This window comes from Bacillus sp. RC251, from assembly GCF_044908765.1.
Lineage (GTDB): Bacteria > Bacillota > Bacilli > Bacillales > Bacillaceae_G > Bacillus_A > Bacillus_A wiedmannii.
Window position 1 is genome coordinate 97,489 of record NZ_JBIYDP010000009.1, and the last position, 25,780, is coordinate 123,268.

A 25,780-nucleotide genomic window follows, 5' to 3' on the forward strand; every position below is an offset into this window, starting at 1 on the left:
AAAGGAAATTTCCATTCAAAATTAGATTCAACACTGCATGAAAACTTATTAAATTCTTTAATTCTTTCAAAATCACTCGTATACTCTTAACCCAATTTATTCTCTTGCAAGAAAAAACTTCTCTTACTGAACTCTTCTAGTTCTAAATCTTCTTCATCAATATCTATCCCATAATCATAAAAATAATATTCTTTTACTACATTTTCATCTGTACCAACTACAAGCAGTTAGCTAATTGCTTTGTTGTGCTGAATGAATTTTTAATTTAGTTTTCTTTCCTGCATAATATTTCGATAGTTGTTTAAACTATAGTTGTAACTTTTTGTTACAGCATATATCTGTATCCAGTGCAACTTCTAAAATTGTACAACTGAGCAGTTAGCTACATAGGCTAGCTGCTTTGTTGTGCAAAATGATTTTTTTAACTTGTCACCATTAAATTAAACGAGCATATATATTATTAACATAGTTTTCTTTCGCTAATAGGGTCTCCTTTTTAAGAGCACTTGTGTATAGTGCTCTTTTTTGTGCGAAAAACTTTTCTCAACAACTATCGTGTAGAATACCAACTCCATTTTTTGTAATATATAGGCAATCTCTATTATGCTTAGTTTTTATAAAAGGACCCACCCCCTCCAATGTGGATTCTTTTAAATTTTTTCTACAAAATAACGTTTTTGTTTAAAATAATGCTCCCATTAATTTGGACACATTTTCCACTATTTTTACCAAAAAATTCATGATATGGTTAATTAGTCGAGTACGTCATTGCTTGACACTTACCCTTAGAAGCCCCGTAGATAAACGGGGTTTCTTTTATTCAAATAACTATTTTGTTTGATTCCCTTACACAATGTCTTTAAATACGGACGCGCTCCCCATGCTCGATATTTTGTAGATGCAATTTGAATCTGTTCATCCCATTCAACTGCATATTGAACAAATGCTGAACACCATGTACGGGACTCGTATTATTGAATATTAATTGCTGGGGCTTCAGGGGTAGCTGTAGAATGTGCCACAACACCTTCATAAGCAACAACTATGGATAAAATATGTTTCTATTTCTTTTTCATTTCCTATTGTCATCCTTTTTCATAATTTTCGTATGGTCAAACAATCCACTTGCTGACAATCCGATAATCATTCCTTGAAATATATTCATTTTGATATCTTGAGACAAAAATAAAACACCTAGCATAATGCCAAGCGTTAAATTAAATAAGGGAATATATTTTGCTTGTAATCCAGTTGTTTTGGCAATTTGTGATAGTCCTATAACAACCCCAATCATTGCCGTAATTTCAATCATTACATACCGCCACCTTTTAAGAAGAAGGTCAGAGCCGCTCCAATTATTCCACCAATAATAAGGCGTAAGATCCATGTTGTATTAGCACTAATCTTATCTAATTGCTTATTAATATTAATAATGTCTTTTTCATTACCTGTTGTCCGCATTTCTAAACTTCTAATCTCTAATCGTATGTCCTTAATATCTTGCCTTATTTCCTGAACATCACCTTTCATCTCTTGCAAACCATCCATATCGCCACCTCTTTCCCACTTCTTATTTGATTTAGAATCCTTCATTACATATGCTTGGCTTTATGCTTCATTATTTAGTTCCTTCTTTTTTTCTGTCTCATCTATATGTCCCTCGATAGAATCCCCAGCATCAACTTCTGCAGGAACTTCTACTGCTGGATCCACTGCTTTAACAATGGAAACCGTAATTGGACTACCTCTAAATAGTTCCACGTTAACATTAAAATTGCTAGCGGTAATAATCCCGGCATTCACTAAATTATCTACAACATCATCAATTTCCATGAATTTATTGTCATTACCTGGAATCACATCCTCACTCGGAGCTGGATTTTGAATGAATTGCATAACTAACTTCTCTAAGATTGGAATAATTTGATTGATAATTTGGCTCTGTAATTGATTGTCCTCTGGATATTTATTTTGGATAGGATTTGTCATCTTGTTCTCTTCCCCCCAAAAACAAAAATAGAGCAGCTGATAGCTGCTCCATTTTTGTTTTCTTTTCAGTTGTATTTTTGTTAATTCTTCAGTTTTTAATTGTACTTAGAGATCTTCTATTGATACGTTTAAAAATATCTTCTAATGTGTTTAATTTATTTGTGATTACACTATCTTTTTTATTGATTTTTCGCTTGAACCATACACCTTTGGCAAAGCCAGATATGCATTACTACTCTAAAATCTCCAATGATTTTCTCTTTATTCACTTAAATACGTGCTTTCTAATATCTTTATAAAGAATAGTCTCAGCATTTATGCGGTCTTTAAACAAACTGATTTCTGATCTAATCCTTTCATTCTTGAATCAAGGCATGAAAGCAACGTAGTCCAAGACAATAGTACCATTTTTTATTCCTGGTCATAGCCAGATTCCAAAACAAATAGTCACTCATATGAGTGGACCTTAACCTTTTATCGAATATCTACAATGTCAAAGTGTTTCTCTGGTGTCCAACGACTCCCACCAATATCAATCCAACCTTCTTTACGGAAGAATACTGTAAGAGGTTCTTTTGAGTTAATACTGCCTTTGTATGCGCCGTTAATTCCATCACAATAGCTTACTTCATATCCTTCTGGAAATTTTGATATTGCTTTGAAGGGTCTCCAATAATAATGCTCTGCTTTTACCCAACGGCTTCTACCTAAATCTAACCATACATCATTGTCCTCTCCCCAGTACGCATCCCAGTATAATACTTCTGCTGCTGTCGTAAAGTCCCCCAGATAGTTACCGTGTGGTCCATCGTAATAGTTAATACCATATCCTTCCCAGTATATTGATCTTGCCATCCCAATCCCCTCTGGTTGCGGTGTACCAACAACGCCACCCTTACCTATAAACCATTCAAGAGATTTTTCACTGTTTAAATAATTTAAATCTACATTACCAGTTACGCCTGCAAGACTACCTGTTTCTGTATACTGCCATAAATCACAACTATACGCTGGTTTATTTCCATAACGTGGAATCCAAAGGAAATCCGCATTCACAGTATTAAGTCCATAGCTTGTATACATGTGGTGTGATACATATAGCCCCACTTTCCAACCTGCTGCACGGCACGTATCAATAAATGCCTGCGAAGCTTTTGCTAAGTTAGCCGCTCCACAACTTGCTAAGGTATCATCTTCTACATCTAATACTAAAAATTTTGCTTCTTTATCAGCGCGCGCCATAAAATCATTTGCTTCTACAATAGCATCCTGAACACTTACATAACATCCATAAGCATAGTGCCCAAATGGAACACCATAGTCTTTACAGCCTTGCACATACTCTTTATAGCGTTTATCAATTGTCCTTGATCCATATTGTACACGTATAATAGCAAGGTCTAGCTCCTTACTAGCTGCAGCCCAATTTATTGAATTATTGTGATGAGATAAATCTGCAATTTTCTTCATTTCCATTCGCCTTCTTTCCCCTATAAAAATTTAAGAATAAAAAAACAACTCTTAACAGAGTTGTTTTTATCGAATATCTACAATGTCAAAGTGTTTCTCTGGTGTCCAACGATTCCCACCAATATCAATCCAGCCTTCTTTACGGAAGAATACCGTAAGCGGTTCTTTTGAATTAATACTGCCTTTGTATGCGCCGTCAATTCCATCACAATAGCTTACTTCATATCCTTCTGGAAATTTTGATATGGCCTTAAAAGGTCTCCAATAATAATGCTCTGCTTTTACCCAACGGCTTCTACCTAAATCTAACCAAACATCATTATCTTCTCCCCAGTACGCATCCCAGTATAATACTTCTGCTGCTGTCGTAAAGTCCGCAATATATTTACCGTGTGGTCCATCGTAATAATTAATGCCGTATCCTTCCCAGTATATTGATCTTGCCATCCCAATCCCCTCTGGTTGCGGTGTACCAACAACACCACCTTTTCCCAAGTGGTCTAACGGATTCACAGCATTACTCTTATTCATATTCCAGCTGCCTTTATGCATTTCAAAATGCAAATGCTGACCATAGGCTTCTCCTGTTTCTCCCATAACCCCGATTGTTTGTCCTTGTGTAACATAATCACCTTGTTTAACTGTACGGGAGCCACTTCGCATATGAGCGTATACAGTTTCCCATGTAATCCCATTAATATTATGGACAATCATGATACACTCGCCGTAACTAGTTGAAAAATACGAACGACTAACTTGCCCGCCAGCTGCTGCATAAATTGGATGATAGCCTGCTTCGGCAAGATCAATTCCATGATGATTTGGTCTGTCACCCCTAAAACCACTTGTTACTCTCGTTGTATCTGTTGGATAAATAAATGTTGCCATATAAATCTTCCTTTCTATTTCTATATTGTCTATATTTATTATTTTTAAATATATTGTAGGTTTTCCAACCTTAAAATGAACAAGACAGAACATTTCCCTATCTTTATCTACTATTAAAATATCCATCTTGTAACTATAAGTTAAATGTCACTGAAATTAGCCAAAGATATTGAAAGCTATTATTCTATATAACTAACTCTTCTTGCCTAAAACACCGTTTAAAGATAAAAAACAGCTCTTAACAGAGCTGTTTTTTATCGAATATCCACAATGTCAAAGTGTTTCTCTGGTGTCCAACGATTCCCACCAATATCAATCCAGCCTTCTTTACGGAAGAATACTGTAAGCGGTTCTTTGGAATTAATACTGCCTTTGTATGCTCCGTCAATTCCATCACAATAGCTTACTTCATATCCTTCTGGAAATTTTGATATGGCTTTAAAAGGTCTCCAATAATAATGCTCTGCTTTTACCCAACGGCTTCTACCTAAATCTAACCAAACATCATTATCTTCTCCCCAGTACGCATCCCAGTATAATACTTCTGCTGCTGTCGTAAAGTCCGCAATATATTTACCATGTGGTCCATCGTAGTAGTTAATGCCGTATCCTTCCCAGTATATTGATCTCGCCATCCCAATCCCCTCTGGTTGCGGAACACCTCCTGCATTAAAATCTACATATTGTTTAACAATTTCAGCGTAGAAGAAATTCCCTCCATTTTTATATCGGTAACCACCATTGTAGGCCACAGCAATCGGGTTACTATATCGAACCATGGCACCTGTTGTATTTCCAAGTGATGGCGCAACAACCGTTTTAGAATACAGATCTGCGACCGGTAATGAATGTTGTTTATTGTTAGAAGCTAACCAGCGAAGGTAAGCTCGTCCAAAATTATATGATTGAACAATGGCACTTAAATCTGTAATACCATTTTTTTTCGCATCATCAAAAGCTCCTTTTAAATGCTTTACTCCATAATAAATTGAATCTTTAGGATTTTTAATTGTATTCATTGGCCAGCCTTGTGATTCACTTGACTGCATAATATCAGGTGTTTTTTCAGAATTCCCGTCACTTTCCACCATAATGATTCCAAGTACGTAAGGAACCAACTCAGAAACACCTTGTGCAGAACATTCACTTTCTACCATCGTTTGCCAACGTAACACTTGTTGTGGCAGATTCTTTGTTTTAGCTGAAGCCGCTAATATACTCATTATTAAACATCTCCTTATTTCCCTATTATTTTTGTCTAAAATACTACTACTTTATGAAATATGACTATCAGTCAAATGGCCATTAATCTATAAAATTACTTCATGTTGCTCACCTCCTTTCACAACAAAAAGAGCAACCATAAAAATAGTTGCTCTTTCGTCGAAATCTTATATTACTACTATAATTCACTTTTTCAATACTTTCTGTACACTGCATGTAGCCTACAAAAAGGTAACATTAAACCCCCTCTAAAAACTTGACAATCTTTCTTATTTCCGCATGTTTTCGTCGGATATAGCCTGTACTATAATGCAAGTCAAACGCTATTTGTTCTAAAGTCATTCCATCAATATACTTCATTTTGAGTATTTGATGATCTAATCCTGCAAACTTATTAATTAAAACCTTTAAATTGAACATTTCATTCATCTTATATCCTAATTCATATTCAATAGCTTCAATCCGATTTTCTACTTTAGCCCCATCTGATTCAGCAGTTAATCGTACATTTTGCAAGTCCCCACTAGTCCAGCGCTTTAACTCTACTTTTGATTTATCTAAATTATATTCTAAATATGCGATTTCTTCTTCTAGTTTCTGATAATCCTTCAGCCAGTCAAACATATAATAATCCTCCTACTTTTCTTTATTTTAATTCAGTTTTTATTGTTATCACTAAAGATAATGTAACCTTTATAATCCGTTTAATTGAATTTACGAATATTGATTATGATTTATATTTTCTTAATAAAGCTTTTAATCTCTCACGCTCTTCTTCAATAGTTAACTCATTATTTTGTCTAGGCTGCTCTTCTGGAACTTCTTCTTTTTCACGTAGCCATTCTGGTACCAGTTCTTTTCGTTTGGTATACCCTGACCTAAATTGTTTTTTATTCTTACAAAAATCAAACTGTGCATCTAACACAACTACATCATTAAGTGTTTTTACTTTTTGACTTTCCCAATTTCTAAGAATTCCACGTACATACCTCCACTTTGGTATATTCTCATCAATTGATCTCTTTACTGCTTCCAAAATTAGTTCACTACCTAATGCTTCGCAAAATTCACCGAGCTCTGCAATAGCTATTTCACTTAACAGTATCCCATTCCTCAGCAAAAATTTATGACTTATTTTGAAATCTTCATTTATCAATCTTTGTGAGAGTGATTTTTCCTTATTATCATGATGATGATCCTTATTTTGTGTATCAGTATTTAGTTCTTTAGTACTTTGTATATTAGTATTTAGTAGCTTACGATTTTCCACCAGTAGATTCCCATCAACAGGATTTTCAGCAGGTAGGTTTTCCACTGGTGGAAAATCATCCACTGGGATTTCGTAAATAATTGTCTCCCATCTTACAATTTTATTTTTTTCATCTCTTATCGGAAATCTTTTAATGTATCCATACTCTTTTAATTCCTTCATTCCAGCTCTTAAGCTATTAATACCATCTTTTGCATGTTGAGATAATTCCTCTCTATAAAAAACCCAATCATCTGGAAGTGTAAGTATGTATGCTAATATCCCCTTCGCCTTCCAAGAAAGCCTTTCATCTTTTAACCCTGTATTATTTATGACGGAATAATTATGATCCTTTTTAACTCGAAAAATCCCCATAATATCTACCTCTCCATTATCGTTAAGAACGAATATCTAATTTCAAAGTTCTGCACTCATTACCATCAACTTCCTAATTATGAAAAATATTTTTTACCCTTTTCACACCAATACGAAGTTAAAAAGAACTTAAAGTTCGATTTATTATTAAAAAAAATATCATCTACACTCATATCAAAAAACTGTGCAATCTTTTTAGCAATTCTTATTGAAGGGGTTCTTTCTTTTTGATCAATCATTCGAATATAACGCTCTGTAACTCCACAATAACTAGCAAGTTCTTTATATAACTTCTTTTCCGAATCGTACATTTTGTTACCCATTAATCCACCTCCGTAAGAACAATTAGTTCTAAATATAGATTAAAGAACTAATTGTTCTTTGTCAATGCAAAAAGGAACTTTTTGTGCTAAAATGAACCTAAAGAGAACAATTAGTTCAATTAGAGAGGTGAACAATGTGATAGGAGTTAGAATAAAATCCTTACGAAAAAAAGAAAATTTAACACAAAAACAACTGGCTGAAAAAATTGGAGTATCCCAAAGAATGATAGGCTACTACGAATCAGAAGAAAGATTCCCTCCACATGATGTTCTAACTAAATTAGCGGATTGCTTTTCAGTTTCAGCTGACTATTTGCTAGGACGAGCTGTTACAGACGGAACTAAGAAGCAATTAACGCCAAAAGATGAGAAAGACATAGCAAAAAGAATGGAAGAAATAAAAAAAGACCTTCAAGGAGAAGATGGGTTAATGTTCTCTGGTGAACCTATGAGTCAAGAAGCTGTAGAATCGCTATTAGATGCAATGGATTACATTGTCAAACAAACGAAAGTAATCAATAAAAAATACGTGCCTAAGAAATATCGTAATCCAGACGATAACTGATGCAAGCTTAGGAGGGAATAAATTGAAATTCGTCATTAAAGATCTAGTCCAACAACTTAGCACCAAATACAACACGACAAACCCCTATGAGCTTGCAGATTACTTAAAAATACATGTACTAACATGGGATTTACATGAAGAAATAAATGGCTTTTATAAATATGAAAAAAGAAATCGTTTCATTGTTATTAATACTCATTTGTCTCCATCTATGCAGAGAACTGTTTGTGCTCATGAATTAGGACATGCGGTTCTACATACTCATGCAAATACACCTTTTTTGCGTAAGAATACATTCTTTTCCGTTGATAAATTAGAGATAGAAGCGAATACGTTTGCTGCGCTTTTGTTAATTGACAAAAAGACCATTCAGCCTGGTGATACAAAAGCATGTATAGCATACAAAAATAATATTCCAGTTGAACTGTTGGAATTTTACAAGCCTTGCTAAAGGAATTAAGACATATTAATTATTGGTTCAAAAACTGACGAAAAAAAGAGAATATTCCATCGTTACAGCATAAGAAATGAAATAGAATCTATTGTATAAGATTATGTAAGTCTTCTTTTTTGTGCTATACTTTTTTTGAGTCCAGTAATCGTCATTTTACGGTAGCCCTCAAAACATATATAATAAGGGCTGCTATTGTTAATTAACTGAATTTTCTGATTTTTATTGAGAAATGGTATATGGTGGATTTAGTCTTATCTAATTTCTGTTATGATATTTATTAAGATATATCATATATATATGGGATGAGGAGGATACTATGAACGTTTCAGTTAAGGGGAACGATAAGATTACACAGCTTTTAAACGAATGGTATATAGAAATCCGTGCAAGAAGAATTAGTCAAGCGCATAGACTGAAAGAAGAGATTGCTAAAAAGATTAACAATATAGAAGAAGATCAGAATCTACTATTATATTACTCCCTTTTAGACTTCCGCTTCCAATACATTATAGACAACTTAGGTGTCTCTGCAAGTAGCTTTGATAAGGTTGAAGCATTTGAGATTCCAACAAACAACTTTTTAACTTACTACTATCATTTCTTTAAAGCAATACATACTTCGGGTATTGGTAACTATGCAATCGCAAAAGAACATTTTGACAAAGCAGAATCTCTTCTTGAATTAGTACCCGACGAGATTGAAAAGGCGGAGTTTTACTATAAATTAGGTGCTTTTCATTATGATATTTATGAATCACTTAACTCAGTTAAATATACGTCCAAAGCAAAAGAGATTTTTGAACAACACGAGAACTATGAACGTAACGTCGGGTTCTGTGAGAATCTTCTTGGAACTGCATGTACAAAATTAAAAGAATGGGCATTATCAGAAGAACACCTTATCAAAGCTATGGATATATTTCAAAAGCTTAATGAGGAAAAGTATATTCTTATGGTTAGACATAACCTAGGGTATATGTACTCTAGTCAAAACCTCTCTTCTTTGGCAATTAGATATCTTTCAGAAGTAATATACCATAATCCTAAACATCACAAGGCAATCTTCTTAAAAGCAAGAGAACATTATAAATTGAATGAACCTGATACTGCTAAGGATTTAGTCGATAAAGGTTATAGCATATGCCTCGAATTAGGCAATACAGAGTATATCCATCTATTCTCTATTTTAAACTGCCTCATCTCAAATGTATCTGGAGAAGATTTAGAAAAGACTGTACTTGAAGGAATATCTTACTTTGAAAGCGAATCACTATATGAGTATGTGGAAGATAGCCAAGAGTATTTGGCTGTTAAATTCTATGAAGAAAGAAACCATATTAAATCAAGTGAATACTTCTATCTGGCCACGAAGACACGACAAAAAATCAAAGAAAGGGAGTCCTTAAAATGAAAAAACTAGTATTAGGATTGATGGGCGTTTTAACAGCCTTAACTTTGATAACAGGTATTTCCTCTGACAAGGGTAACAATAAATCTGTTACACCTGTTATTATGATGATGGAACATGGAGATCACGGTGGTTGATATCCTATTTTAATGTACACAGAATAGATACTAATGCAAAGGGAAGAATGTTTTCTTCCCTTTTTATATTGCTCCACTTTGTATATGCTATCAATTCTTTTTAGCAAAAAATATTTATATCTATATATTTTAATTATAAGTTATATTAATCATACTCTTTTTCAGTAAGCTCACTCATTAAACGCTATAATTTTTGTGATTTATAAAATAACCCTCTTCCTGTAACGCGATTTTCATACGTGGATAACCATATTCTTTGTGCTTTACGTGAATCAATCTTAGTACCTTTATTAATCATTTCTCGGATTCTATTCGCATGTTTTGATACCTTTGGTATGAATACTTATAGTAACTTGAACGATGTACACCCGCAAATTTCGTAAACCATATAACTGGATATTTTGTCTTTAATGATTCAATGACATCTCTCTTTATATTTTAGTACGCCTTCATTTAGAGGTTTGGATACTACTGTTTTAAATATTCAACCTTTGCCTTATAGTAGTCACGTTCCTCTTCAATCTTTTTTAGTCATGAAATATCCCCTCCAGTTAATAGTGTAACATCCATGTGTTTACATGGTCTTTTTTACACTGTCCACCTAAAGGGGATAATATCACAGTCGATCTTTTTCAAAAAATCTCTAAGCTCTAATATTGTCTATACTTCACTGTACGAAAATCTATACACTACTTAAATATTACTTTCCTTGTACAGAAATTCCTAATACATAATAATCTGGATGTAGAGTAACTACAGACTCTCCAGGGCTTACCCACGGTAGAGGACCTACATTTAATTCAACGCTATGATTATCTTTTTTAAAACGATTGATATAATCCTTATTATTTTTTACAAAACTATCAATTTCTTTTTTTAATTCTGGATTTGGATTTACTAACTTATCAATCTCTTTATCAAGTGTGAAATTCGGGTTTATCATATGCATCCAGTTTTTCGCTAGCTCAACAGTTGATTTGTCAACGACAAACACGAAATAGAAATTATCTTTATCCTTCCCTACAAACGAAAATGAACCATGAGAATCAATCATTCTTGGCAAATTAGGAGTATATAGATCAATTTCTGATGCTACGTATCTATATCTGAAATTCGCATTATATTTCTTATTTACTTCAGTAACAAGATTTTGACCTTGTTTAGAAATAGATTGCTCTCTTACAGGTGAAATTTCAATTGAATATCTATCAAAGAAAAAATCGTCTGTCACTAACGCATTGGGAATACCTATTGGCGTTACTCCTGGTTTTGTCTCTGGCTTTGTCTCTGGTTTTGTTTCTGGTTTGTTCACACTTTTAATTCCATTGTATAGAAACTGTGCATATTGCTCACGGGTTACAACTCTTTTTGGCTCGAATAAGTTACTTCCTGTACCAGCAGCAATTTTACTTTCCTGCACTGCACTAATTGCCTTCGTAGCCCAATAATTTTTTTCAACATCTTTAAAAGTAGTGACAGTTGTTGCTTTTAAATCAAATGCTTGTGTTAAAACAGCTGCTAATTGTTCACGATTTAAAACCTCATTTGGTCCGAACTTTCCATCACCATATCCACTCATAATCCCTGCTTTTGTGATTGCTAAGATTTCTTTTTCGAACATAGAACCTTTTATATCAGTAAATGGATTTTGAAATTTAGCATCTACATCTACTGGTTTCAAGTATACATAAAGTAATCTAGCAACTTGACCACGTTTAATACTATCACCGAAACCAAAATGCCATTTCCATAACCAGCTACGATATTTTTCTCTTTTAGATCCATAATTGCTTTGTATGACCAATGATCAGTTGGAACATCTTTAAATGTTGTATCTGCCTGTACATTTGTTAAAGATGTTAAGGTTGTTGCTGCAAGTACTGCACCTGTTAAAATCATTTTTTTCATTTTCATGCTATTTCCCCTTCTTATCCTAATTATTTTTGCGAACAAAAATATACTTTATTTTCCAGCATAAACATAATAACACTAATACATTATATTTATATATAATTATTTATTGTTATTAATGGTAAAAACAATAATTCCCCCCAGAATGCTATAGACTCACTAAAAAAACTCTTCTTGCCTATAGAAGAGTTTTTACTATGCTGTGACTTATACATCAAGAGTATTATCAATTTTCTTGCTTATAAATTAAACCTCACTAAAACAACTGTTTAGTTGAAATAAAGTATAATCAAAAATGCTTCACTAACCCATGTTATATGGAAAATAAGAAGACTCCATTTTGAAAAAAGGTTAATCAAAATGGAGTCTTTTGTTAGAAATCTGAATTTAGTTTTTTATATGCCTTCTACCTAAAACATTGTATTATCATTAACTGCCTCATTTGGAATCTCTTGAATTACATCCCAGTGTTCGACAATCTTTCCATCCTTTATACGAAAAATATCTACTATAGCAACTCCCTTATCTTGAGAATTAGTACGAGAATGTACATGAAGAGCAACTGTATCTCCTTCAGCTACTACACGTTTAATCTCTGCAGAGGAATTTGGATTTTTTACAAAGTCCTCCTTAAAGAAATCCATGAAGGCTTTTCGTCCATCAGCAACAAAAGGATTATGTTGCTGATAATCTTCACTTACATATTTAGGGATAATATCGATATTATGTTTGTTAAAAACTTCATTATAGAAATCAGCTACCATCTTTTTATTCTTTTCTTTTTCTGTCACATTATCTTTCGATACCGATGTAGCATTCTCACTCTTTATTGAATGGCCTTTGGTATTACCAGTTGAAGCTTGAAATATCAAAGTCGACACAATTCCTAAAATAAACACAGAAATAATTATTACTATTAAATTTTTCTCTACTTTCATATATACCTACCTCTTCTAATTTTATAATTCATCTTCGTTAACACGCTTAATAAAGGAAAAATCTTTCCCAGAATGTGATGTAAGAGATATTGTTAGGAAAACCCATTTATCCTAACAATACTCCTTATACGAGGCATGTTAGAAACTAGTAACCCTAACTTAATACCTCATTAACAGTTGCACTGTCCACAATTTGAATAAAATTCTTAACCTTATCGTTCTCATCAAACTCATAAAGATGACAAAAATCTGCTATGAATGATTTCCCTGTTACTTTATATGTTCCACTATATTTTCCATACACGATAACAGTATTGTTATTAAAAGCATAAATTTCATCTTTAGCGTTATAGTTATCCCATTCCGTGCCAAGACGTTCATGTACATTTTTCACTACTGCATCAGGACCTGTATAAGTGCCCGCATATGGAAACCCAGCAGCTTCTGTCCAAGATACATTTTCACTTAAATACGTTTTGAAAGCATCCATTTTCCCCTCGCCAGTTAACACATACGTTTCATGTAATAGTTTTTGATATTTATTCATAGCATTAACCCCAAGGCATTTCTTTTGTTACAACTTTTGCACTTAATTCTAATACACCTTTATTTGCATAGTCTGGATATGCTGCTTCAAGTTTCGCTACAAAATCTTTTGAAGTTTTACTTTCCTCAGAAGCTTGAACCGCAGTTCTTAGGTAATCCATAGTTGCAATAATCGCTTGATTATCTAAGGATTTTTCAATTGATCCATGGCTAGGTACAATTATGTCAGCATTTAATGCTTGTAATACTTTCAAGTTCTCAATCCATGCCTCCATAGCCGCTTTTGAGCTAGTATCCGCTAAGAATACATGTATTTCGTTAAATACATCAATACCACCAATTAATACTTTTAGCTCTTTATTAAATAAGCTAGTTCTGTAATGATCTAAGCCTACTAGTTCAAATGTTAACCCCTGAAAATCAATCGTTTTTTCTTTAAACACTTGAGGTAATACTACGTTGCTTGGTGCGTTTTCTCCTAGGGCACCTTTCCAAACTTTTAATTTACCTAAGACAGAATGAACAATATGTTCAACAGTAGACTCTGTAGCATACGCTATAGCTTCTGGGTAAGCAGCCTTAATAACTTCTAATCCAAAGTAGTAATCAGGATCCCCATGAATAATAAAGATTTTATCTAAAGATAAGTCGTTTTTTTTCAGATACTCAACAATTTCTTTCGAATCAGATTGAGTAAATTTTGAGTTTATTAAAAATGCATGTCCCGCTTTCTCAACTAAGGTTGCAGTGACCATAAAACTTTTTTCGTCTGAACTAAACACCGTCAATTTCACATCTTTTTGATTTGTATCAATTGTTTTAAACATAGAATGTTATTCTCCTTTTGTTAAAGTTATTTACTAGTTAACATATTTTTATCTTGTTCCGACAGAAGCTCCCTCTTCAATTTACCTGAAAGTGTGATAGCACCAGCAAATAGGCGAGAGATGAATGTCGGTTGGCGTAAGCTAACACGTTTGCTACTATAACTGATAGTAAAATTAAAATTGGACTCTTTTTAAAAATAAATTGAAATCGACTGCTATAAAAAGGTTTAAGCCCATTTACTTATAGTTTTTCTTAAAACGTTAAATGCAATATACTGTAGCTTAAGATTTTTTAATATAAACTTTTAAAACGCGCTTCGATTTTATCTGGCGTCATTACCCCGCCACCAATAGGAATAATTTGATTATCCTTTTGTAAAAGTAATGAAGGATAACTATTTACACCAAGCTGTCGAACTTTATTGAAATCATTTTGGACATCTATTATTGTTTCTTGAGCGTTTAAACGTTCTAGTACTTGTTCAGGATTCAAACCATGCTCAATTGCAATCTTACGATATGTTTCAGGATCACTCAGACTTTGTCCCTCATAATAAAACGCTTTTTGCATAGCTGAAGTGAATTCTAACAAACGGTCTGGCGCTAATGAGCGTAAAGCTGAAAAGCCAATTGCAGCATCTTTCGAATTCATTTTAAAAGTCCCTTCTTCCACCAATTTTTGATATGAAGGACCAAATTCTGCACCTGTAAGTTGATTAATTCTTTTATTTCCCTCTTCAATATATGAGAAGTTTTTCATTGGTAAATTATCTAAAAATAACCCTCCACATAAAACCGTTAACGGCACTTCAGTGTGCTTTTTGTAAAATCCTTTGATACTTTCTGAAAAGCCATAGCACCATCCACAATAAGCATCCCATACGTAAATAAGATTATCTTGTTTCGTCTCCATTTAAATCTCCTACCTTTATTTTTATTAACCAGTCCAGCTATTACTTAAAATTCTCAGCTAACTTTCCGGTTTATATAAGTACATCTTTTTTATATCTTGTTCTTTTATGAGTTACCTTACTATATTTTCCTAAAACTAACCCTTTCAAAAAAATCAACTAAGATTTTCAACAAAAAATAACGCTACACATTATTGCCCAAAAGCAGAAAATACTAAAGTTCGGAATATGCATTGATTTTAATACGTTAGTAACTTTCTACATCGGGTGACAACGTGTGGACACCATCCTTAATTAAATATATAAATCATATTTTTCACTTTAAGCAGACACCGGTTGTAACTAATTTGATTACACTTTTATGTAACCATTTTAGTTACAACTAATATAGAAGTCAATTCTTTTTTCCCGAAAACATTAAATTTCTACCCTAACGCTTTTAGAATTCTAGTATTAAAAACTTTCTTCTTGTTCTTAAATTTGTCCTCCCCTTCTTTCTAAGAATACTTCAAACTTGAATAAAATACCTTATAACGCTTATGTATGCAGAATTACATATCAAAACATATTGAAAATTATTCTCATTGTAACTACAATGGTTTCAGGAAGTGGTGTTTTCACTTCCTTTTCAAATCTCACAATATATTAAAGGAGGAACTAGTTTTATGAAAAAAGTTATTTTAGCAGGGGCACTAGGAATTGCAGTACTATCAGGTATGAACTTACCAGGGGCAGAGGCATCTAAAGCGAGTGCAGCAACTACGAATTTAGAAATTCAAGAAGTTACAAAATATTACTCTATGAGTTCTTATGAAGTGTCCCAAAAGGAAACATTTAATCTCAATAAAGGAGAAGAACTTACAGTCTTTGTACAAAATTCTGGGTTCCCAATTTCTTATACGGTCTTTGATGCAGATAATCAAATAATGGGCACCTACAATGCTAATTCACCATATGGTCGCGTATTCAAAGCACAAAAAGATGGTAATATTTCTGTACAATTTCAAGCAGGTGCAAATTCTTCGTACATGAAGAAGATGAATTTCACAGCTAAATTTGCAGTTTCTAAGCTTAACTAACAATCAAAATTTCATTATCCTCTTTCAAAAAATTAAAAAGGTATATCCCTTCAACGGGATATACCTTTAACTTTAGTGAATTTTATATTGACCAGATAATTGCTCTTGCACCATACGCACTAAACGTTTGGTAATTTCTCCACCTACTGAACCATTCGCTCGTGCTGTTGAATCCGGTCCAAGTGTAACACCAAATTCCTGAGCAATTTCATACTTCATTTGTTCAATTGCACTTGCTGCAGCTGCTATCAAGATTTCGTTTGAATTATTATTTTCGCGAATTTGCATTTCTTACACACCTCCACTGATTTTAATAATATTATGTTTCGTTTACGGCAAAATCTGTAAAAAATTTCTAAAATAAAAAAGACACCTTAAGATGCCTTTTTTCAATATGTTCATGTAACGCTTAATTTGTTTTTAATTGTTAAAGCAAGTAAAGGGTCCAAAGAAGTACTTTCCTCCTCATGATATACAGATACTACAGTGTTCTCCGCTTTAATCATGGTTCTAAGATTTGTACTTTTATAGGTCTAGAATTCCCATAACTTCTTTCGTAAATAGTTTAAAGTCTTTTAGATGTTTTTCAATAATTTGACGAACAATATCTAAGTTTACACTTTGATAATCATGAACAGCAATATTACGAAATCCCACCATCGCCTTTAACTTATTTGCTAGCTCTGCACTAAGTAATCCTGCTGTAACCAATAAATCAAAAGCCTCTCGACTAGATTGGGGTAGTCCTAATTTTTTCCCAGCAACAATATGCATTGCTAAATCAATACTCGCTTCACAAGCTCTTTGTATATTCAATATTATTGAATCTTGCTTTGTGTAATCCTCCAAATTTTCAGGGTCATTTCCATATACATCTTGGATTCTTTTTATACAGCGCTCTATTGTGGAAATTTTATTTAAAATAACCTCATTCTTCATATATAGAACCTCTTTTCTTTATATCATCGAACACTATCTTGCGTTCCTCATTCAATTTTGAATACATTTTTAAAGTTTTCATTTCAAAAATGATTTTCCGTTCTTCATCAGAACAAAATATTGTCTTTCCTGTATGTATAATCTGAGCTTGAAAAACTGTAGAAGCTTCGGATAAATCAACTAAATCAACATCTCTATGAACAACGTTAGCTAACTCCTGTGCTAATAAAAAACGTTCATAGTTCCCTAAAGTTGTGTCACTTAAATAAGCTATATCAATATCACTATCTTCCCGTTCTCTGTTCTCAGCAGTTGATCCAAACACAATTATCCAATAGGGATTCACCGTCTCTTGTAATTTTTCTATAATAGCTGTTATCATGCTTTGAAAAATCATTTAATTCATCCCCCTTATTATACTTGAATTTTATTATATCATAACCATTATATAACCTTTTCAGTTACGCAGTATAATACATTAAGAATACATTAAGAATATTAAAATGCCCTCCTCCCCTGTAAACGTAAAGTAACTCCAAAATATGCAATAAAAGTTGATTTTGGAGTTGCTTTACGTTTACTTTTTCATGCAGTAGTATGGATAATAAATGCACTAACTTATAGGGGATGATGCTACTTATGAAAAAGGGAGCAGCAATAATATTAATAATGTTTTTATTAACAGCATGCGATTCTAAAAATGTTGTGACTAAAGAACAAGTCGAAGGAATTGATGTAAAAGAGTACCTACCACAAACAGTAGGAACTACAATTACAACCAGCAGTTATAAACCTGAAAATGGTAAAGAGGGTATCAAACAAGTTGATAAGGTGACTAAGATTGAAACGAGTGGGGAACGGAAAAAGTTTTACATAGACCGATGTACTTATTTTGTTGATACATCCATCGATCCTGTATGTATTAATTTCGGAGATGAAGCTACAAATAAAGTGTTAATGTCATCACCCGGAGAGATGGAAATTAACACCGATTATATACAATGGCAACTAAAATCTAAAGAATTTTCATATTGGATTTCAGGTACAAAAAAGAAAGTTTCAACACCAGCTGGAGATTTTGAAGATTGTATAGAAGTCACACAAAAAAATAACGAATCAGGTATTAAATTTCTATTTTATTATGCAAAAGGGATAGGAAAAATCCAAACATATATGTTAGATGGTTCGAAAAAGACGCTGTTTTCCGAGCTTACAAAAATAGAAGCACCTAAAAATGGTAATACCTCCCACACATCAGCACCAAATAACAATGTAAATAATAAAGAAGACAATGAAACCGCAAATACCCAATCCGAGAGCACAACAAAACAACCTTCTTCTCAAGATGAACCATATTCTAATGGGAAATACGGATTTGAAATTGACTTACCGGAACAATGGAAACAGCATATTAGTGTCCGAAAAGGGCAATCTGAACAAAACAAGGAAGAGTCAATAACTCTTGTATACGATCTTGGTAAAGGATTGAGTTCACCTATTGTTACGATTCTAAAAGAAAAGAATGAAGGCGATATAACTGAAACGATTAACAAAAATAAAGAGTTAGGGATGTATTTCTTGGACCAATCACCAGAGTATCTTTACTTTTTCATAACACCAATGGATCCGTCCGCAGAATTAACGCAACCGGAAAACGCAAAACAATTGAGTGATTTGCAAAAAGTAATTACTGAAGAAGTACCAAATGTTATGCAATCTTTTAAACTAAAAAAGACAAAGTGATAATGTATTATCGCTTTGTCTTTTTTGAATCTTAAATAGTTGGGTAATAACAAATTGAACAATAAGTTGGTGATTACATATTATTTTATCAAAAAGGTATCTCTACAATTATTCTGGGAAAATGAAGCTAGAGTTCCCTTCACTATTAGCGGAATCCTCTTTCGGGAATGTAATAGTAGATCCTTCATTTCCTTTATTTATTTCTTGTTCCTCAGGAAATACAATGGAAGAATCGTTATTTAAGTTTGGTGAAAAACCAAGTTTAGATAAAATGGCTTTTAAGTCAGGTAACACACCAATTTTATCAGAAGTTGGATCATTAGATTTCGTTCCAGTACTAGAATCACTTAAAATATCCCTTAGCTGGATTGGTGTATATACTTTCCCCTGATTATTTTTTGCGATTCCTTGAATTGATGCAGCAGCACCCGCAATAATAGGTGATGCACTAGACGTTCCGCTAAAGCTAGATGTATATAGCTTTGTCATAAATTCACTTGGTTTTGCATCTGTTGTGTCCACTGCATTTCCCCATCCATAAACATCTACTCTACTACCGTAATTAGAGAAATATGAACGTTTATGAGGAACCCTTGCAGAAGCTGCCCCAACCATAATTGCTCCTGAATCTTTAAAATCAGGACTATTACGATTTAAAACTTGTTTACCATTACGGTCTCTAAATTGATCCAAATCATTTCCGCCGTTTGCACCTGCTTCAATAATAATAATTCCCTTATTTGCTCCTATACGAATTGCATCAAATATATCCGGTTTTACTTCTACAGGAAGATAGTTCTTATCTCCATATCCATCGTAAGTTGCTTGGGCTTCTAATAAAAGGATATCTCCAGCTTGCATATTGTTAACTGCACTTAATATAGCATCTGCTGTATTATATCTACCGTTATCTCTAATCTGAGATACAACTTTCACCTTAGCTTTTGGTGCAATCCCAATTCCACCTATGTTATTATCTTCTGCAGAAACAATTCCTAAGACCGAAGTACCATGATCATGATGTTCACTCTTATTCTGACCGGATATCAATTCGATATTCTGATTCACTAAATCTTCATGACTAAATAACCAGCCATACTCCATATCTACAAAAGTTGTTCCTTTTCCATCTCCACCTTTTATACCCCAGGCATAAGGTGCATTGATTCCTAATGGTGCTGGTTCAAGGTAACCTTGCCTTGTAAGTCTAGGCTCATCATATGGATTAACAGATAAATTTGGTAAACGCTCTTCTGGTGGAGCTTCTTCTTCCTGTAAATATGCCATTTCAACAAGAGATGATTTCTCAAATTTTACAAGTAATGCTTGTACATCAATATTACCTTGGGTTTCTACAATATAATAGTTTAGCAAATTAGAAGAAATATGATCAGAGTCTTTTATTTCTTCACCTAAATTTTTAATTTCTGTAGGGTTTAAAGAACTAAAAAGTCGATTTATAGTTATATTTGGGTATTCGGCTAAAATTTCAATTAATTCAGGGTCTTGTTTTTCTTCTTTAATAAATTTTTCTATCCCATCCTGATATGGTAAATTTGCTTCATTTTTAAATTTCAAAATTAATTGTTTAGTAACTTGCTTATGTATAGTAGAATTCAATTGCTTATTTGAATAATTGTAAGTAGCTGCGTAGGCAACTTCTGATTTTTCACTTGCAAGTATACCACCTACCCCATTAAATGCTGTTAACGCAATTGAAGAAACTAGAATTCCCTTAAAAATTTTCAAAACGTGCACCTCTTTTAATTTATATATAATTATAATAAAATTTAAATTACCTAACTTCTTTTCTTATACAAACTTCTTATATGTAGGCTTATATTTTCAACTCCATTCATTTTTAATAATTGCTAATACATCACTAATACAACTAATTCATGTCATCAAATCTATTAATTCAGTTGTTAAGATGTAACCATTATAGTTACAGTCGTAGTAAATAGTCAACCTTATTTTTTATGCAATTTCGCATTTTTAAAAATACATACTTCTATTAATTTACTCCTAATTATCTAAAGAGAAGTTGAGCTTCTATCATTTTAAGTAATTGCATATATGTAATAAAAAACATATATGGGGGATTGAAAAGTGGTAATTTCAAGACAAGATTCCTGGACTAACGATAACGATTTACTTCTTGCAACAATAGTACTTCAATATATTCAGAACGGTGGAACACAGTTAGCTGCATTTAAAGAAGTAGCTAAACAATTGGCCAGAACTCCTGCTGTTTGCGGATTTCGTTGGAACTCTTACTTGCGAAAACAATACGAAGAAGAAATACAACAAGCAAAACAAAATCGAAAAGCGGAAAATAACATTTCTCCCTCCCACCCCCAAAAAGCAACAAACTCTTTATCTATTACATTAGATGACATTATTACGTTTCTAAAAAATTATAAAGAAATAAATGAATTAACAACTTTACAGAATCAAATTGCATATTTAGAAGCAGAGAATTCCTCCCTTTCACAACGTGTAACTATGTATGAAGAAGAGTATCATATGTTACTTAATCATATCGATAAAACAAGAAATTTAATTATAGCCGATTAAAAAAGAAGCCAATTAACTTTTTTATTTCTATAAACATTTGCTTTTCCTCCTCAAAAAATCGCAACTATATTTTATCTCTACATTTAATCCTTAAAACAAAAAGAACTTGTAGGAATCTCTACAAGTTCTTTTTAGTTTCAGATGAATATACGGGACAAACAAACTTTCTTACAGATTCATCACAGAAACTACAGGGGTAATGCTTTGACAAATATATTATATAACAAATATTAACATCCATAGATTTGATTTTTGAAAATTTTGTTAATTAATAATGAAAGTAGCTTTTTTCTTAGCTATTAATTTCGTTTACTACTAACTTCTTTTTACTTAAATAAACTGCTCGATCCGATTTTTTTGCAACTTCTTGTGAATGTGTAACTACAATTACACATTTATCCTCTTGATGAGCGAGCTCCTGAAACAACTCAATAATTTCATTTGCTGTTTCTCCATCAAGGTTTCCTGTTGGTTCATCAGCAATAAGTAAATCGACATTGCAAGATAGTGCTCGAGCAATTGCTACACGTTGTTGTTGTCCACCACTTAGTTGCAAGACATTTCGTTTCGCTTCTACTTCTGTGAGTCCTACCTTCTCTAATAATTCTAATGCTCTTGCTTTTTTATTATGTACCTTCACACCTGTAATTTCCATTGCCGTTAGTACATTCTGAAGAGCAGTCATATAGGTAATCAAATTATACGATTGGAAAATTACGGATACATTTTGATTACGGTATCGATCCAAACCAATTTTTCGAATATCCTTGCCATTATATAGTACATAACCGTTTTTAGGTATGTCCAGCCCACAACCTAAGCTAAGAGTTGTGGTTTTGCCAGATCCAGAGGGCCCTAAAATCGTGTAAAAATGCCCTTTTTGAAAAGAAAAATTAACATTATCTAGTATCGTTACTTTTTTCCCGTTACTTTCATAATAATAATCTAAGTTTTTAAATTGTAAAATCGTCTCCATATCGAGCCTCCTTATTCATCTTTTAAAAGAATTTGTTTTGGATTTAAGCGTAGAATAGATAATGCTGGAAGAAGCGTTGCTAATATAGCAATAGTCAGTCCAATCCCCCCCATTTTCCCTAAATCCTCTCCTGTTACACTTACATCAATTTTATCAATTGGATCTTCATTTTGGTTTTGTGGAGTACCACCAGCTCCAACCATCATTACACTACCATTTTGTGAATTGTCTTTTTCTTCGCTTGCTGTAGCAATTTCACTCGAAAGTAAGTTATCCCCTACGAATTGAGAAACTTTAGCTCCTGTTGTTAAGGATAATCCAAATGCTAAAATAGCAATACATACTACTTCTACTACGAACTGCGCCATCAGTTTCCATTTTTTCTCTCCAATAGATAATAAAATCCCCATTTCCTTACGACGTGCTTTAATCGATAACATAATGATTAACCCTAAGATAATCGCACCTGCAATAGATACCATATAGATAATCACTTGAGACGTAGAAGAGATATTTTCGATAGGACCAATCATTTGTTTGTACAATGAATCATGTGCATCTAATTTATAAAAATTAAAATCAATATCAGATTTTTTTGCTTCTTTTTTAAATACATCAATGTATTCTGGATCGTTCAAGAAGTACACGACCTGAATGCTACTAATACCTTCACCTGTTTCTAATTTTTTTAAAGTAGAGTGAGGCATATATAGTTTATTAGCTGGATTCATCATAGGAGGGGGATTTTGACCCATTGGTTGCTCATTCGTTTCGTAAATACCGATAATTTCAATTTCAAGAGTTTCCTTCTTATCCCCTGATTGAACTTTAACTTTATCTCCTACTTTCAAATTGTTTTGTTCCGCTAATCGTTTTTCCATTAAAGCTACATTCTGATCTTGCATCTGTTCTGTAATTGGTTTTCCATCAACGATTTTATTTTTTCCATTTTTAAAGCTTTCTTGTAATAAAGCCTTGCGAACTCCTTCTATCATAAGAGAAGAATTCATATCTATTTCTGTACCTGAACCTGATCCTCCCACCATTGCCACGCTACCTTTTCCTTTTCCTTCTCCTTCTGAAACTCCTACTAATTTAAATCCATCTGCAATTCCGAAATTATGGGTTATATAATTATAGTCTTTTACATGCTTTGACTTCGCTAATTGATCTGTTTCTTTTGTATTGAGATGCGGCGGATTAGGCGCTTCTCCAGTTTCCCTTGCTTGTTTTCCTAATTTATCAAAATCAAGACTTAAAGTAACATCAGCACCCAGTTTTTTTCTTGCTGAATCAGCAGCTTTTTTTGATGCATTTTGGATTGCGAATCCTGCCAGCACTAAGTTTGTAACAATCAGAAAGACTGCCATCAAAATTAATGATGTTCCTATTCTTTTTTTCATACTGAGAATTGCACGTTTTATAAAATTCATTTTTCCTAACCTCCTTGATAGTTGTTATTCTAAATACACTATCTGGAGTTTATATGAAGATATTCAGTAGATTATCTAAAGATATTAGGGCTTATCTGGAGTGCATATGTAGTGATTCGTTAATATAGTCAAGAAAAACTGGAACACAAATTAAAATACGTAATCGATTTTGAACATTGGTAAGGAGTCAGTCCATTTAATGTGGAAGGAGGAAAAACGGAATAATAATAATAATAATAATAATAATAGATATAAAATATCAGTCACCAACTGATTAACTTGAGGAAGGAATACAAACACGGGATACCCCCTTTATTTATGACCCATACAGTACAGGATGGGATACTATAGCTGGAAAATTAGCCTCCTGCATGGAATAACAATGTGGGCATTCTTTTTGCTTCATCACATTTACCACCTCTGATATATCTAGTACCCACACAAAAAGTACATATAAAAAACCACCGAAAGGTGGCTATATTTTTAAGCAGCACTTGTTTAATCCGTTAATTTCACGTTTTTTGTTAGTTTTTCACCATTTCGATAAACTGTTACTTTAATTGTATCCCCCAATTTTTTCTTTTCATATAAATATTTACGGAATTGAACGACATTTTCTATTTTTTGTCCATCTAATGCAATCACAACATCATATTGTTGCAATCCACCTTTTTCTGCTGGTGATTGATTTGAGATATTCCCCAATACTGCACCATTTGATATCTCTTTTGGTAATTTTAATTGATTACGTGCAGAATCTGTCATTTCCTCCACATCTAATAACTGTACACCCATCATTGGACGTTTAACTGTTCCGTCTTTCTCAAGAGACTCTAGGGTCGTTTTGGCTATATGAATCGGAATTGCAAATCCAATTCCTTCAACAGCCTGTTGTGCAATTTTACTCGAATTAATTCCAATGACTTCACCCTGTTCATTAAATAAAGCTCCTCCACTATTCCCAGGATTAATAGCTGCATCTGTTTGAATTACCTGTGCTTGCCAATCCACTTGTTGATTTCCAAGTGTACTAACAGGTATTTCTCGTTCCTTGCTACTAATAATCCCCTTTGTTACACTGCCTTCTAGCCCCAATGGATTCCCAATGGCTATTACAGTTTCTCCTGTCCGAATTTTTTCTGAGTCTCCTAGTGTTGCCACTCTTTTTACATCTGCCCCTTCAATTTCTAATACCGCTAAATCCAATAATGGATCTGTCCCTACTACTTTAGCAGGAACCTTTTTACCATTATTCAATTTCACTTCTACATTATTCGCGCCGTCTATCACATGATTATTTGTAACAATAAAAGCCTTATTGCCATTTTTTTATATATGACCCCTGATCCCGAACCAGCTTCTTCTGATTGCTCTTGCGTATTAAATGAATCTGTATTTTGTTTATAGTTAATGACACCTACGACAACTTCTTTTGCAGATTCAATCATATTTTGAAGATTGCTCACAGCTTCTGGCTTGTAAGTGGTCGGCGTAACCTGATTTACTTCATTATGTTGAGGAGATCGGCCTGTATTTCCTTTGATTTCATTTATATAAGGGGTGGTCAATCCAATGGTCAGTGCACCAATCATTGCACCAATTAATCCTGTGAAAAAATACCCTGTTTTTTTATAGGCTTTATTCCTATAGTTTTCTGTTTGATTTGTATCATAATGTCCCATTGTGAACATCCCTTTCTCCTTTAATTTTAATTAAATTTTCTTACCTTTATATTTGAATTACGATGTATTAATGCGATATTTAGGAATCACCATTTCAAAAAGAAAAAATTTCACCTTTAGGCTTGGTTTAGACATA

General features: G+C 33.2%; 27 protein-coding genes and 3 pseudogenes. 7 read left to right on the forward strand and 23 right to left on the reverse strand.

All coding sequences use genetic code 11. The features are described from left to right. Positions 1–866 precede the first annotated feature (866 nt). The 10 genes and pseudogenes from ABH961_RS22350 to ABH961_RS22395 form a co-directional block, all read right to left on the reverse strand. Positions 867–1,055 (reverse strand): annotated as a pseudogene (locus ABH961_RS22350) (N-acetylmuramoyl-L-alanine amidase); the annotation flags it as partial. A 17-nt stretch (positions 1,056–1,072) separates the two neighbouring features. After that, positions 1,073–1,312, reverse strand: a complete 240-nt coding sequence (locus ABH961_RS22355; protein ID WP_088107188.1) for a holin — start codon at positions 1,310–1,312, stop codon at positions 1,073–1,075. Next, on the reverse strand, positions 1,312–1,548 hold the full coding sequence (locus tag ABH961_RS22360; protein ID WP_088107189.1) for a hemolysin XhlA family protein: 237 nt from the start codon (positions 1,546–1,548) through the stop codon (positions 1,312–1,314). Before ABH961_RS22360 ends, ABH961_RS22355 begins: the two co-directional genes overlap by 1 nt. Before the next feature lie 60 nt (positions 1,549–1,608). Further along, entirely contained in the window at positions 1,609–1,989 is a 381-nt protein-coding gene (locus ABH961_RS22365; RefSeq protein WP_088107190.1) for a hypothetical protein, read from the reverse strand. A gap of 474 nt (positions 1,990–2,463) precedes the next feature. Beyond that, entirely contained in the window at positions 2,464–3,459 is a 996-nt protein-coding gene (locus ABH961_RS22370) for a GH25 family lysozyme (protein WP_098116629.1), read from the reverse strand. 66 nt (positions 3,460–3,525) lie between these two features. Further along, positions 3,526–4,347 carry a M23 family metallopeptidase gene (locus ABH961_RS22375; RefSeq protein WP_088107191.1) on the reverse strand — a complete coding sequence of 274 codons (822 nt, stop codon included), beginning with the start codon at positions 4,345–4,347 and terminating at the stop codon, positions 3,526–3,528. 254 nt (positions 4,348–4,601) lie between these two features. Next, positions 4,602–5,570: a lysozyme family protein gene (locus ABH961_RS22380; protein WP_141547106.1), complete on the reverse strand. Its 969-nt coding sequence runs from the start codon at positions 5,568–5,570 to the stop codon at positions 4,602–4,604. Between the two features lie 238 nt (positions 5,571–5,808). After that, a complete protein-coding gene (locus ABH961_RS22385; protein WP_098090862.1) occupies positions 5,809–6,195 on the reverse strand; it encodes a hypothetical protein in 387 nt (128 codons plus the stop codon). A gap of 103 nt (positions 6,196–6,298) precedes the next feature. Continuing rightward, the gene (locus ABH961_RS22390) at positions 6,299–7,195 is read right to left on the reverse strand and encodes a DnaD domain-containing protein (protein ID WP_098090864.1); all 897 of its coding nucleotides are present in this window, start codon (positions 7,193–7,195) and stop codon (positions 6,299–6,301) included. A 77-nt stretch (positions 7,196–7,272) separates the two neighbouring features. Continuing rightward, entirely contained in the window at positions 7,273–7,518 is a 246-nt protein-coding gene (locus tag ABH961_RS22395; protein ID WP_404520050.1) for a helix-turn-helix transcriptional regulator, read from the reverse strand. A 136-nt stretch (positions 7,519–7,654) separates the two neighbouring features. Here ABH961_RS22395 and ABH961_RS22400 point away from each other — a divergent pair, with 136 nt between their 5' ends. The 4 genes from ABH961_RS22400 (at position 7,655) to ABH961_RS22415 (ending at position 10,082) form a co-directional block, all read left to right on the forward strand. Beyond that, positions 7,655–8,083 carry a helix-turn-helix domain-containing protein gene (locus ABH961_RS22400; protein ID WP_098090867.1) on the forward strand — a complete coding sequence of 143 codons (429 nt, stop codon included), beginning with the start codon at positions 7,655–7,657 and terminating at the stop codon, positions 8,081–8,083. 22 nt (positions 8,084–8,105) lie between these two features. Further along, a complete protein-coding gene (locus tag ABH961_RS22405) occupies positions 8,106–8,534 on the forward strand; it encodes an ImmA/IrrE family metallo-endopeptidase (protein WP_088107197.1) in 429 nt (142 codons plus the stop codon). Between the two features lie 319 nt (positions 8,535–8,853). Further along, positions 8,854–9,948 carry a Rap family tetratricopeptide repeat protein gene (locus tag ABH961_RS22410; protein ID WP_098977880.1) on the forward strand — a complete coding sequence of 365 codons (1,095 nt, stop codon included), beginning with the start codon at positions 8,854–8,856 and terminating at the stop codon, positions 9,946–9,948. Next, on the forward strand, positions 9,945–10,082 hold the full coding sequence (locus ABH961_RS22415) for a hypothetical protein (protein ID WP_180236387.1): 138 nt from the start codon (positions 9,945–9,947) through the stop codon (positions 10,080–10,082). The genes ABH961_RS22410 and ABH961_RS22415 overlap by 4 nt, the downstream gene beginning before the upstream one ends. 177 nt (positions 10,083–10,259) lie before the next feature. Here ABH961_RS22415 and ABH961_RS22420 read toward each other — a convergent pair whose 3' ends face one another. From ABH961_RS22420 to ABH961_RS22445, 6 genes and pseudogenes are all read right to left on the reverse strand, one after another. Beyond that, the gene (locus ABH961_RS22420) at positions 10,260–10,373 is read right to left on the reverse strand and encodes an IS3 family transposase (protein WP_140402774.1); all 114 of its coding nucleotides are present in this window, start codon (positions 10,371–10,373) and stop codon (positions 10,260–10,262) included. A 409-nt stretch (positions 10,374–10,782) separates the two neighbouring features. Next, a pseudogene (locus ABH961_RS22425) lies at positions 10,783–11,996 on the reverse strand (S-layer homology domain-containing protein). 407 nt (positions 11,997–12,403) lie between these two features. Beyond that, on the reverse strand, positions 12,404–12,931 hold the full coding sequence (locus ABH961_RS22430) for a nuclear transport factor 2 family protein (protein WP_098977879.1): 528 nt from the start codon (positions 12,929–12,931) through the stop codon (positions 12,404–12,406). Between the two features lie 154 nt (positions 12,932–13,085). Continuing rightward, entirely contained in the window at positions 13,086–13,478 is a 393-nt protein-coding gene (locus ABH961_RS22435; RefSeq protein ID WP_404520052.1) for a nuclear transport factor 2 family protein, read from the reverse strand. 4 nt (positions 13,479–13,482) lie between these two features. Next, a complete protein-coding gene (locus ABH961_RS22440; RefSeq protein ID WP_060486499.1) occupies positions 13,483–14,304 on the reverse strand; it encodes an MBL fold metallo-hydrolase in 822 nt (273 codons plus the stop codon). Positions 14,305–14,596: 292 nt separating this feature from the next. Further along, entirely contained in the window at positions 14,597–15,217 is a 621-nt protein-coding gene (locus tag ABH961_RS22445; RefSeq protein ID WP_098069283.1) for a DsbA family protein, read from the reverse strand. A gap of 663 nt (positions 15,218–15,880) precedes the next feature. On the opposite strand from ABH961_RS22445, the gene ABH961_RS22450 reads away from it, so the two are divergent. Further along, the gene (locus ABH961_RS22450; RefSeq protein ID WP_098069282.1) at positions 15,881–16,294 is read left to right on the forward strand and encodes a hypothetical protein; all 414 of its coding nucleotides are present in this window, start codon (positions 15,881–15,883) and stop codon (positions 16,292–16,294) included. 72 nt (positions 16,295–16,366) lie between these two features. Here ABH961_RS22450 and ABH961_RS22455 read toward each other — a convergent pair whose 3' ends face one another. From ABH961_RS22455 to mntA, 3 genes are all read right to left on the reverse strand, one after another. Continuing rightward, a complete protein-coding gene (locus tag ABH961_RS22455; RefSeq protein ID WP_098069281.1) occupies positions 16,367–16,582 on the reverse strand; it encodes an alpha/beta-type small acid-soluble spore protein in 216 nt (71 codons plus the stop codon). 237 nt (positions 16,583–16,819) lie between these two features. Next, entirely contained in the window at positions 16,820–17,233 is a 414-nt protein-coding gene (hepT, locus tag ABH961_RS22460) for a type VII toxin-antitoxin system HepT family RNase toxin (protein ID WP_098069280.1), read from the reverse strand. Next, complete coding sequence (gene mntA, locus ABH961_RS22465) at positions 17,223–17,630, reverse strand: type VII toxin-antitoxin system MntA family adenylyltransferase antitoxin (RefSeq protein ID WP_002169567.1); 408 nt, start codon at positions 17,628–17,630, stop codon at positions 17,223–17,225. The genes hepT and mntA overlap by 11 nt, the downstream gene beginning before the upstream one ends. A gap of 242 nt (positions 17,631–17,872) precedes the next feature. On the opposite strand from mntA, the gene ABH961_RS22470 reads away from it, so the two are divergent. Beyond that, entirely contained in the window at positions 17,873–18,976 is a 1,104-nt protein-coding gene (locus ABH961_RS22470) for a hypothetical protein (protein ID WP_098090878.1), read from the forward strand. Between the two features lie 108 nt (positions 18,977–19,084). Here the strand turns inward: ABH961_RS22470 and ABH961_RS22475 are convergent, their stop codons facing one another. Continuing rightward, entirely contained in the window at positions 19,085–20,725 is a 1,641-nt protein-coding gene (locus ABH961_RS22475; RefSeq protein ID WP_404520055.1) for a S8 family peptidase, read from the reverse strand. A gap of 360 nt (positions 20,726–21,085) precedes the next feature. On the opposite strand from ABH961_RS22475, the gene ABH961_RS22480 reads away from it, so the two are divergent. Then, on the forward strand, positions 21,086–21,553 hold the full coding sequence (locus ABH961_RS22480) for an RsfA family transcriptional regulator (protein ID WP_404520057.1): 468 nt from the start codon (positions 21,086–21,088) through the stop codon (positions 21,551–21,553). Positions 21,554–21,845: 292 nt separating this feature from the next. On the opposite strand, the gene ABH961_RS22485 is transcribed toward ABH961_RS22480, so the two are convergent. The 3 genes and pseudogenes from ABH961_RS22485 to ABH961_RS22495 form a co-directional block, all read right to left on the reverse strand. Beyond that, on the reverse strand, positions 21,846–22,529 hold the full coding sequence (locus ABH961_RS22485; RefSeq protein ID WP_404520059.1) for an ABC transporter ATP-binding protein: 684 nt from the start codon (positions 22,527–22,529) through the stop codon (positions 21,846–21,848). Positions 22,530–22,540: 11 nt separating this feature from the next. Further along, positions 22,541–23,962, reverse strand: a complete 1,422-nt coding sequence (locus ABH961_RS22490) for an ABC transporter permease (protein WP_404520060.1) — start codon at positions 23,960–23,962, stop codon at positions 22,541–22,543. 498 nt (positions 23,963–24,460) lie between these two features. Next, positions 24,461–25,653: pseudogene (locus ABH961_RS22495) on the reverse strand (S1C family serine protease). Positions 25,654–25,780: the final 127 nt, after the last annotated feature.

Bases quoted from the DNA above. Each gene is read 5' to 3' on its own strand.
- ABH961_RS22395 (WP_404520050.1), bottom strand. From the start codon at position 7,518: ATGGGTAACAAAATGTACGATTCGGAAAAGAAGTTATATAAAGAACTT.
- mntA (WP_002169567.1), bottom strand. From the start codon at position 17,630: ATGATTTTTCAAAGCATGATAACAGCTATTATAGAAAAATTACAAGAG.
- ABH961_RS22455 (WP_098069281.1), bottom strand. From the start codon at position 16,582: ATGCAAATTCGCGAAAATAATAATTCAAACGAAATCTTGATAGCAGCT.
- ABH961_RS22445 (WP_098069283.1), bottom strand. From the start codon at position 15,217: ATGGAGACGAAACAAGATAATCTTATTTACGTATGGGATGCTTATTGT.
- ABH961_RS22375 (WP_088107191.1), bottom strand. From the start codon at position 4,347: ATGGCAACATTTATTTATCCAACAGATACAACGAGAGTAACAAGTGGT.
- ABH961_RS22485 (WP_404520059.1), bottom strand. From the start codon at position 22,529: ATGGAGACGATTTTACAATTTAAAAACTTAGATTATTATTATGAAAGT.
- ABH961_RS22470 (WP_098090878.1), top strand. From the start codon at position 17,873: ATGAAAAAGGGAGCAGCAATAATATTAATAATGTTTTTATTAACAGCA.
- ABH961_RS22370 (WP_098116629.1), bottom strand. From the start codon at position 3,459: ATGAAGAAAATTGCAGATTTATCTCATCACAATAATTCAATAAATTGG.
- hepT (WP_098069280.1), bottom strand. From the start codon at position 17,233: ATGAAGAATGAGGTTATTTTAAATAAAATTTCCACAATAGAGCGCTGT.
- ABH961_RS22360 (WP_088107189.1), bottom strand. From the start codon at position 1,548: ATGGATGGTTTGCAAGAGATGAAAGGTGATGTTCAGGAAATAAGGCAA.
- ABH961_RS22380 (WP_141547106.1), bottom strand. From the start codon at position 5,570: ATGAGTATATTAGCGGCTTCAGCTAAAACAAAGAATCTGCCACAACAA.
- ABH961_RS22490 (WP_404520060.1), bottom strand. From the start codon at position 23,962: ATGAATTTTATAAAACGTGCAATTCTCAGTATGAAAAAAAGAATAGGA.
- ABH961_RS22410 (WP_098977880.1), top strand. From the start codon at position 8,854: ATGAACGTTTCAGTTAAGGGGAACGATAAGATTACACAGCTTTTAAAC.
- ABH961_RS22435 (WP_404520052.1), bottom strand. From the start codon at position 13,478: ATGAATAAATATCAAAAACTATTACATGAAACGTATGTGTTAACTGGC.
- ABH961_RS22415 (WP_180236387.1), top strand. From the start codon at position 9,945: ATGAAAAAACTAGTATTAGGATTGATGGGCGTTTTAACAGCCTTAACT.
- ABH961_RS22365 (WP_088107190.1), bottom strand. From the start codon at position 1,989: ATGACAAATCCTATCCAAAATAAATATCCAGAGGACAATCAATTACAG.
- ABH961_RS22440 (WP_060486499.1), bottom strand. From the start codon at position 14,304: ATGTTTAAAACAATTGATACAAATCAAAAAGATGTGAAATTGACGGTG.
- ABH961_RS22385 (WP_098090862.1), bottom strand. From the start codon at position 6,195: ATGTTTGACTGGCTGAAGGATTATCAGAAACTAGAAGAAGAAATCGCA.
- ABH961_RS22430 (WP_098977879.1), bottom strand. From the start codon at position 12,931: ATGAAAGTAGAGAAAAATTTAATAGTAATAATTATTTCTGTGTTTATT.
- ABH961_RS22450 (WP_098069282.1), top strand. From the start codon at position 15,881: ATGAAAAAAGTTATTTTAGCAGGGGCACTAGGAATTGCAGTACTATCA.
- ABH961_RS22355 (WP_088107188.1), bottom strand. From the start codon at position 1,312: ATGATTGAAATTACGGCAATGATTGGGGTTGTTATAGGACTATCACAA.
- ABH961_RS22390 (WP_098090864.1), bottom strand. From the start codon at position 7,195: ATGGGGATTTTTCGAGTTAAAAAGGATCATAATTATTCCGTCATAAAT.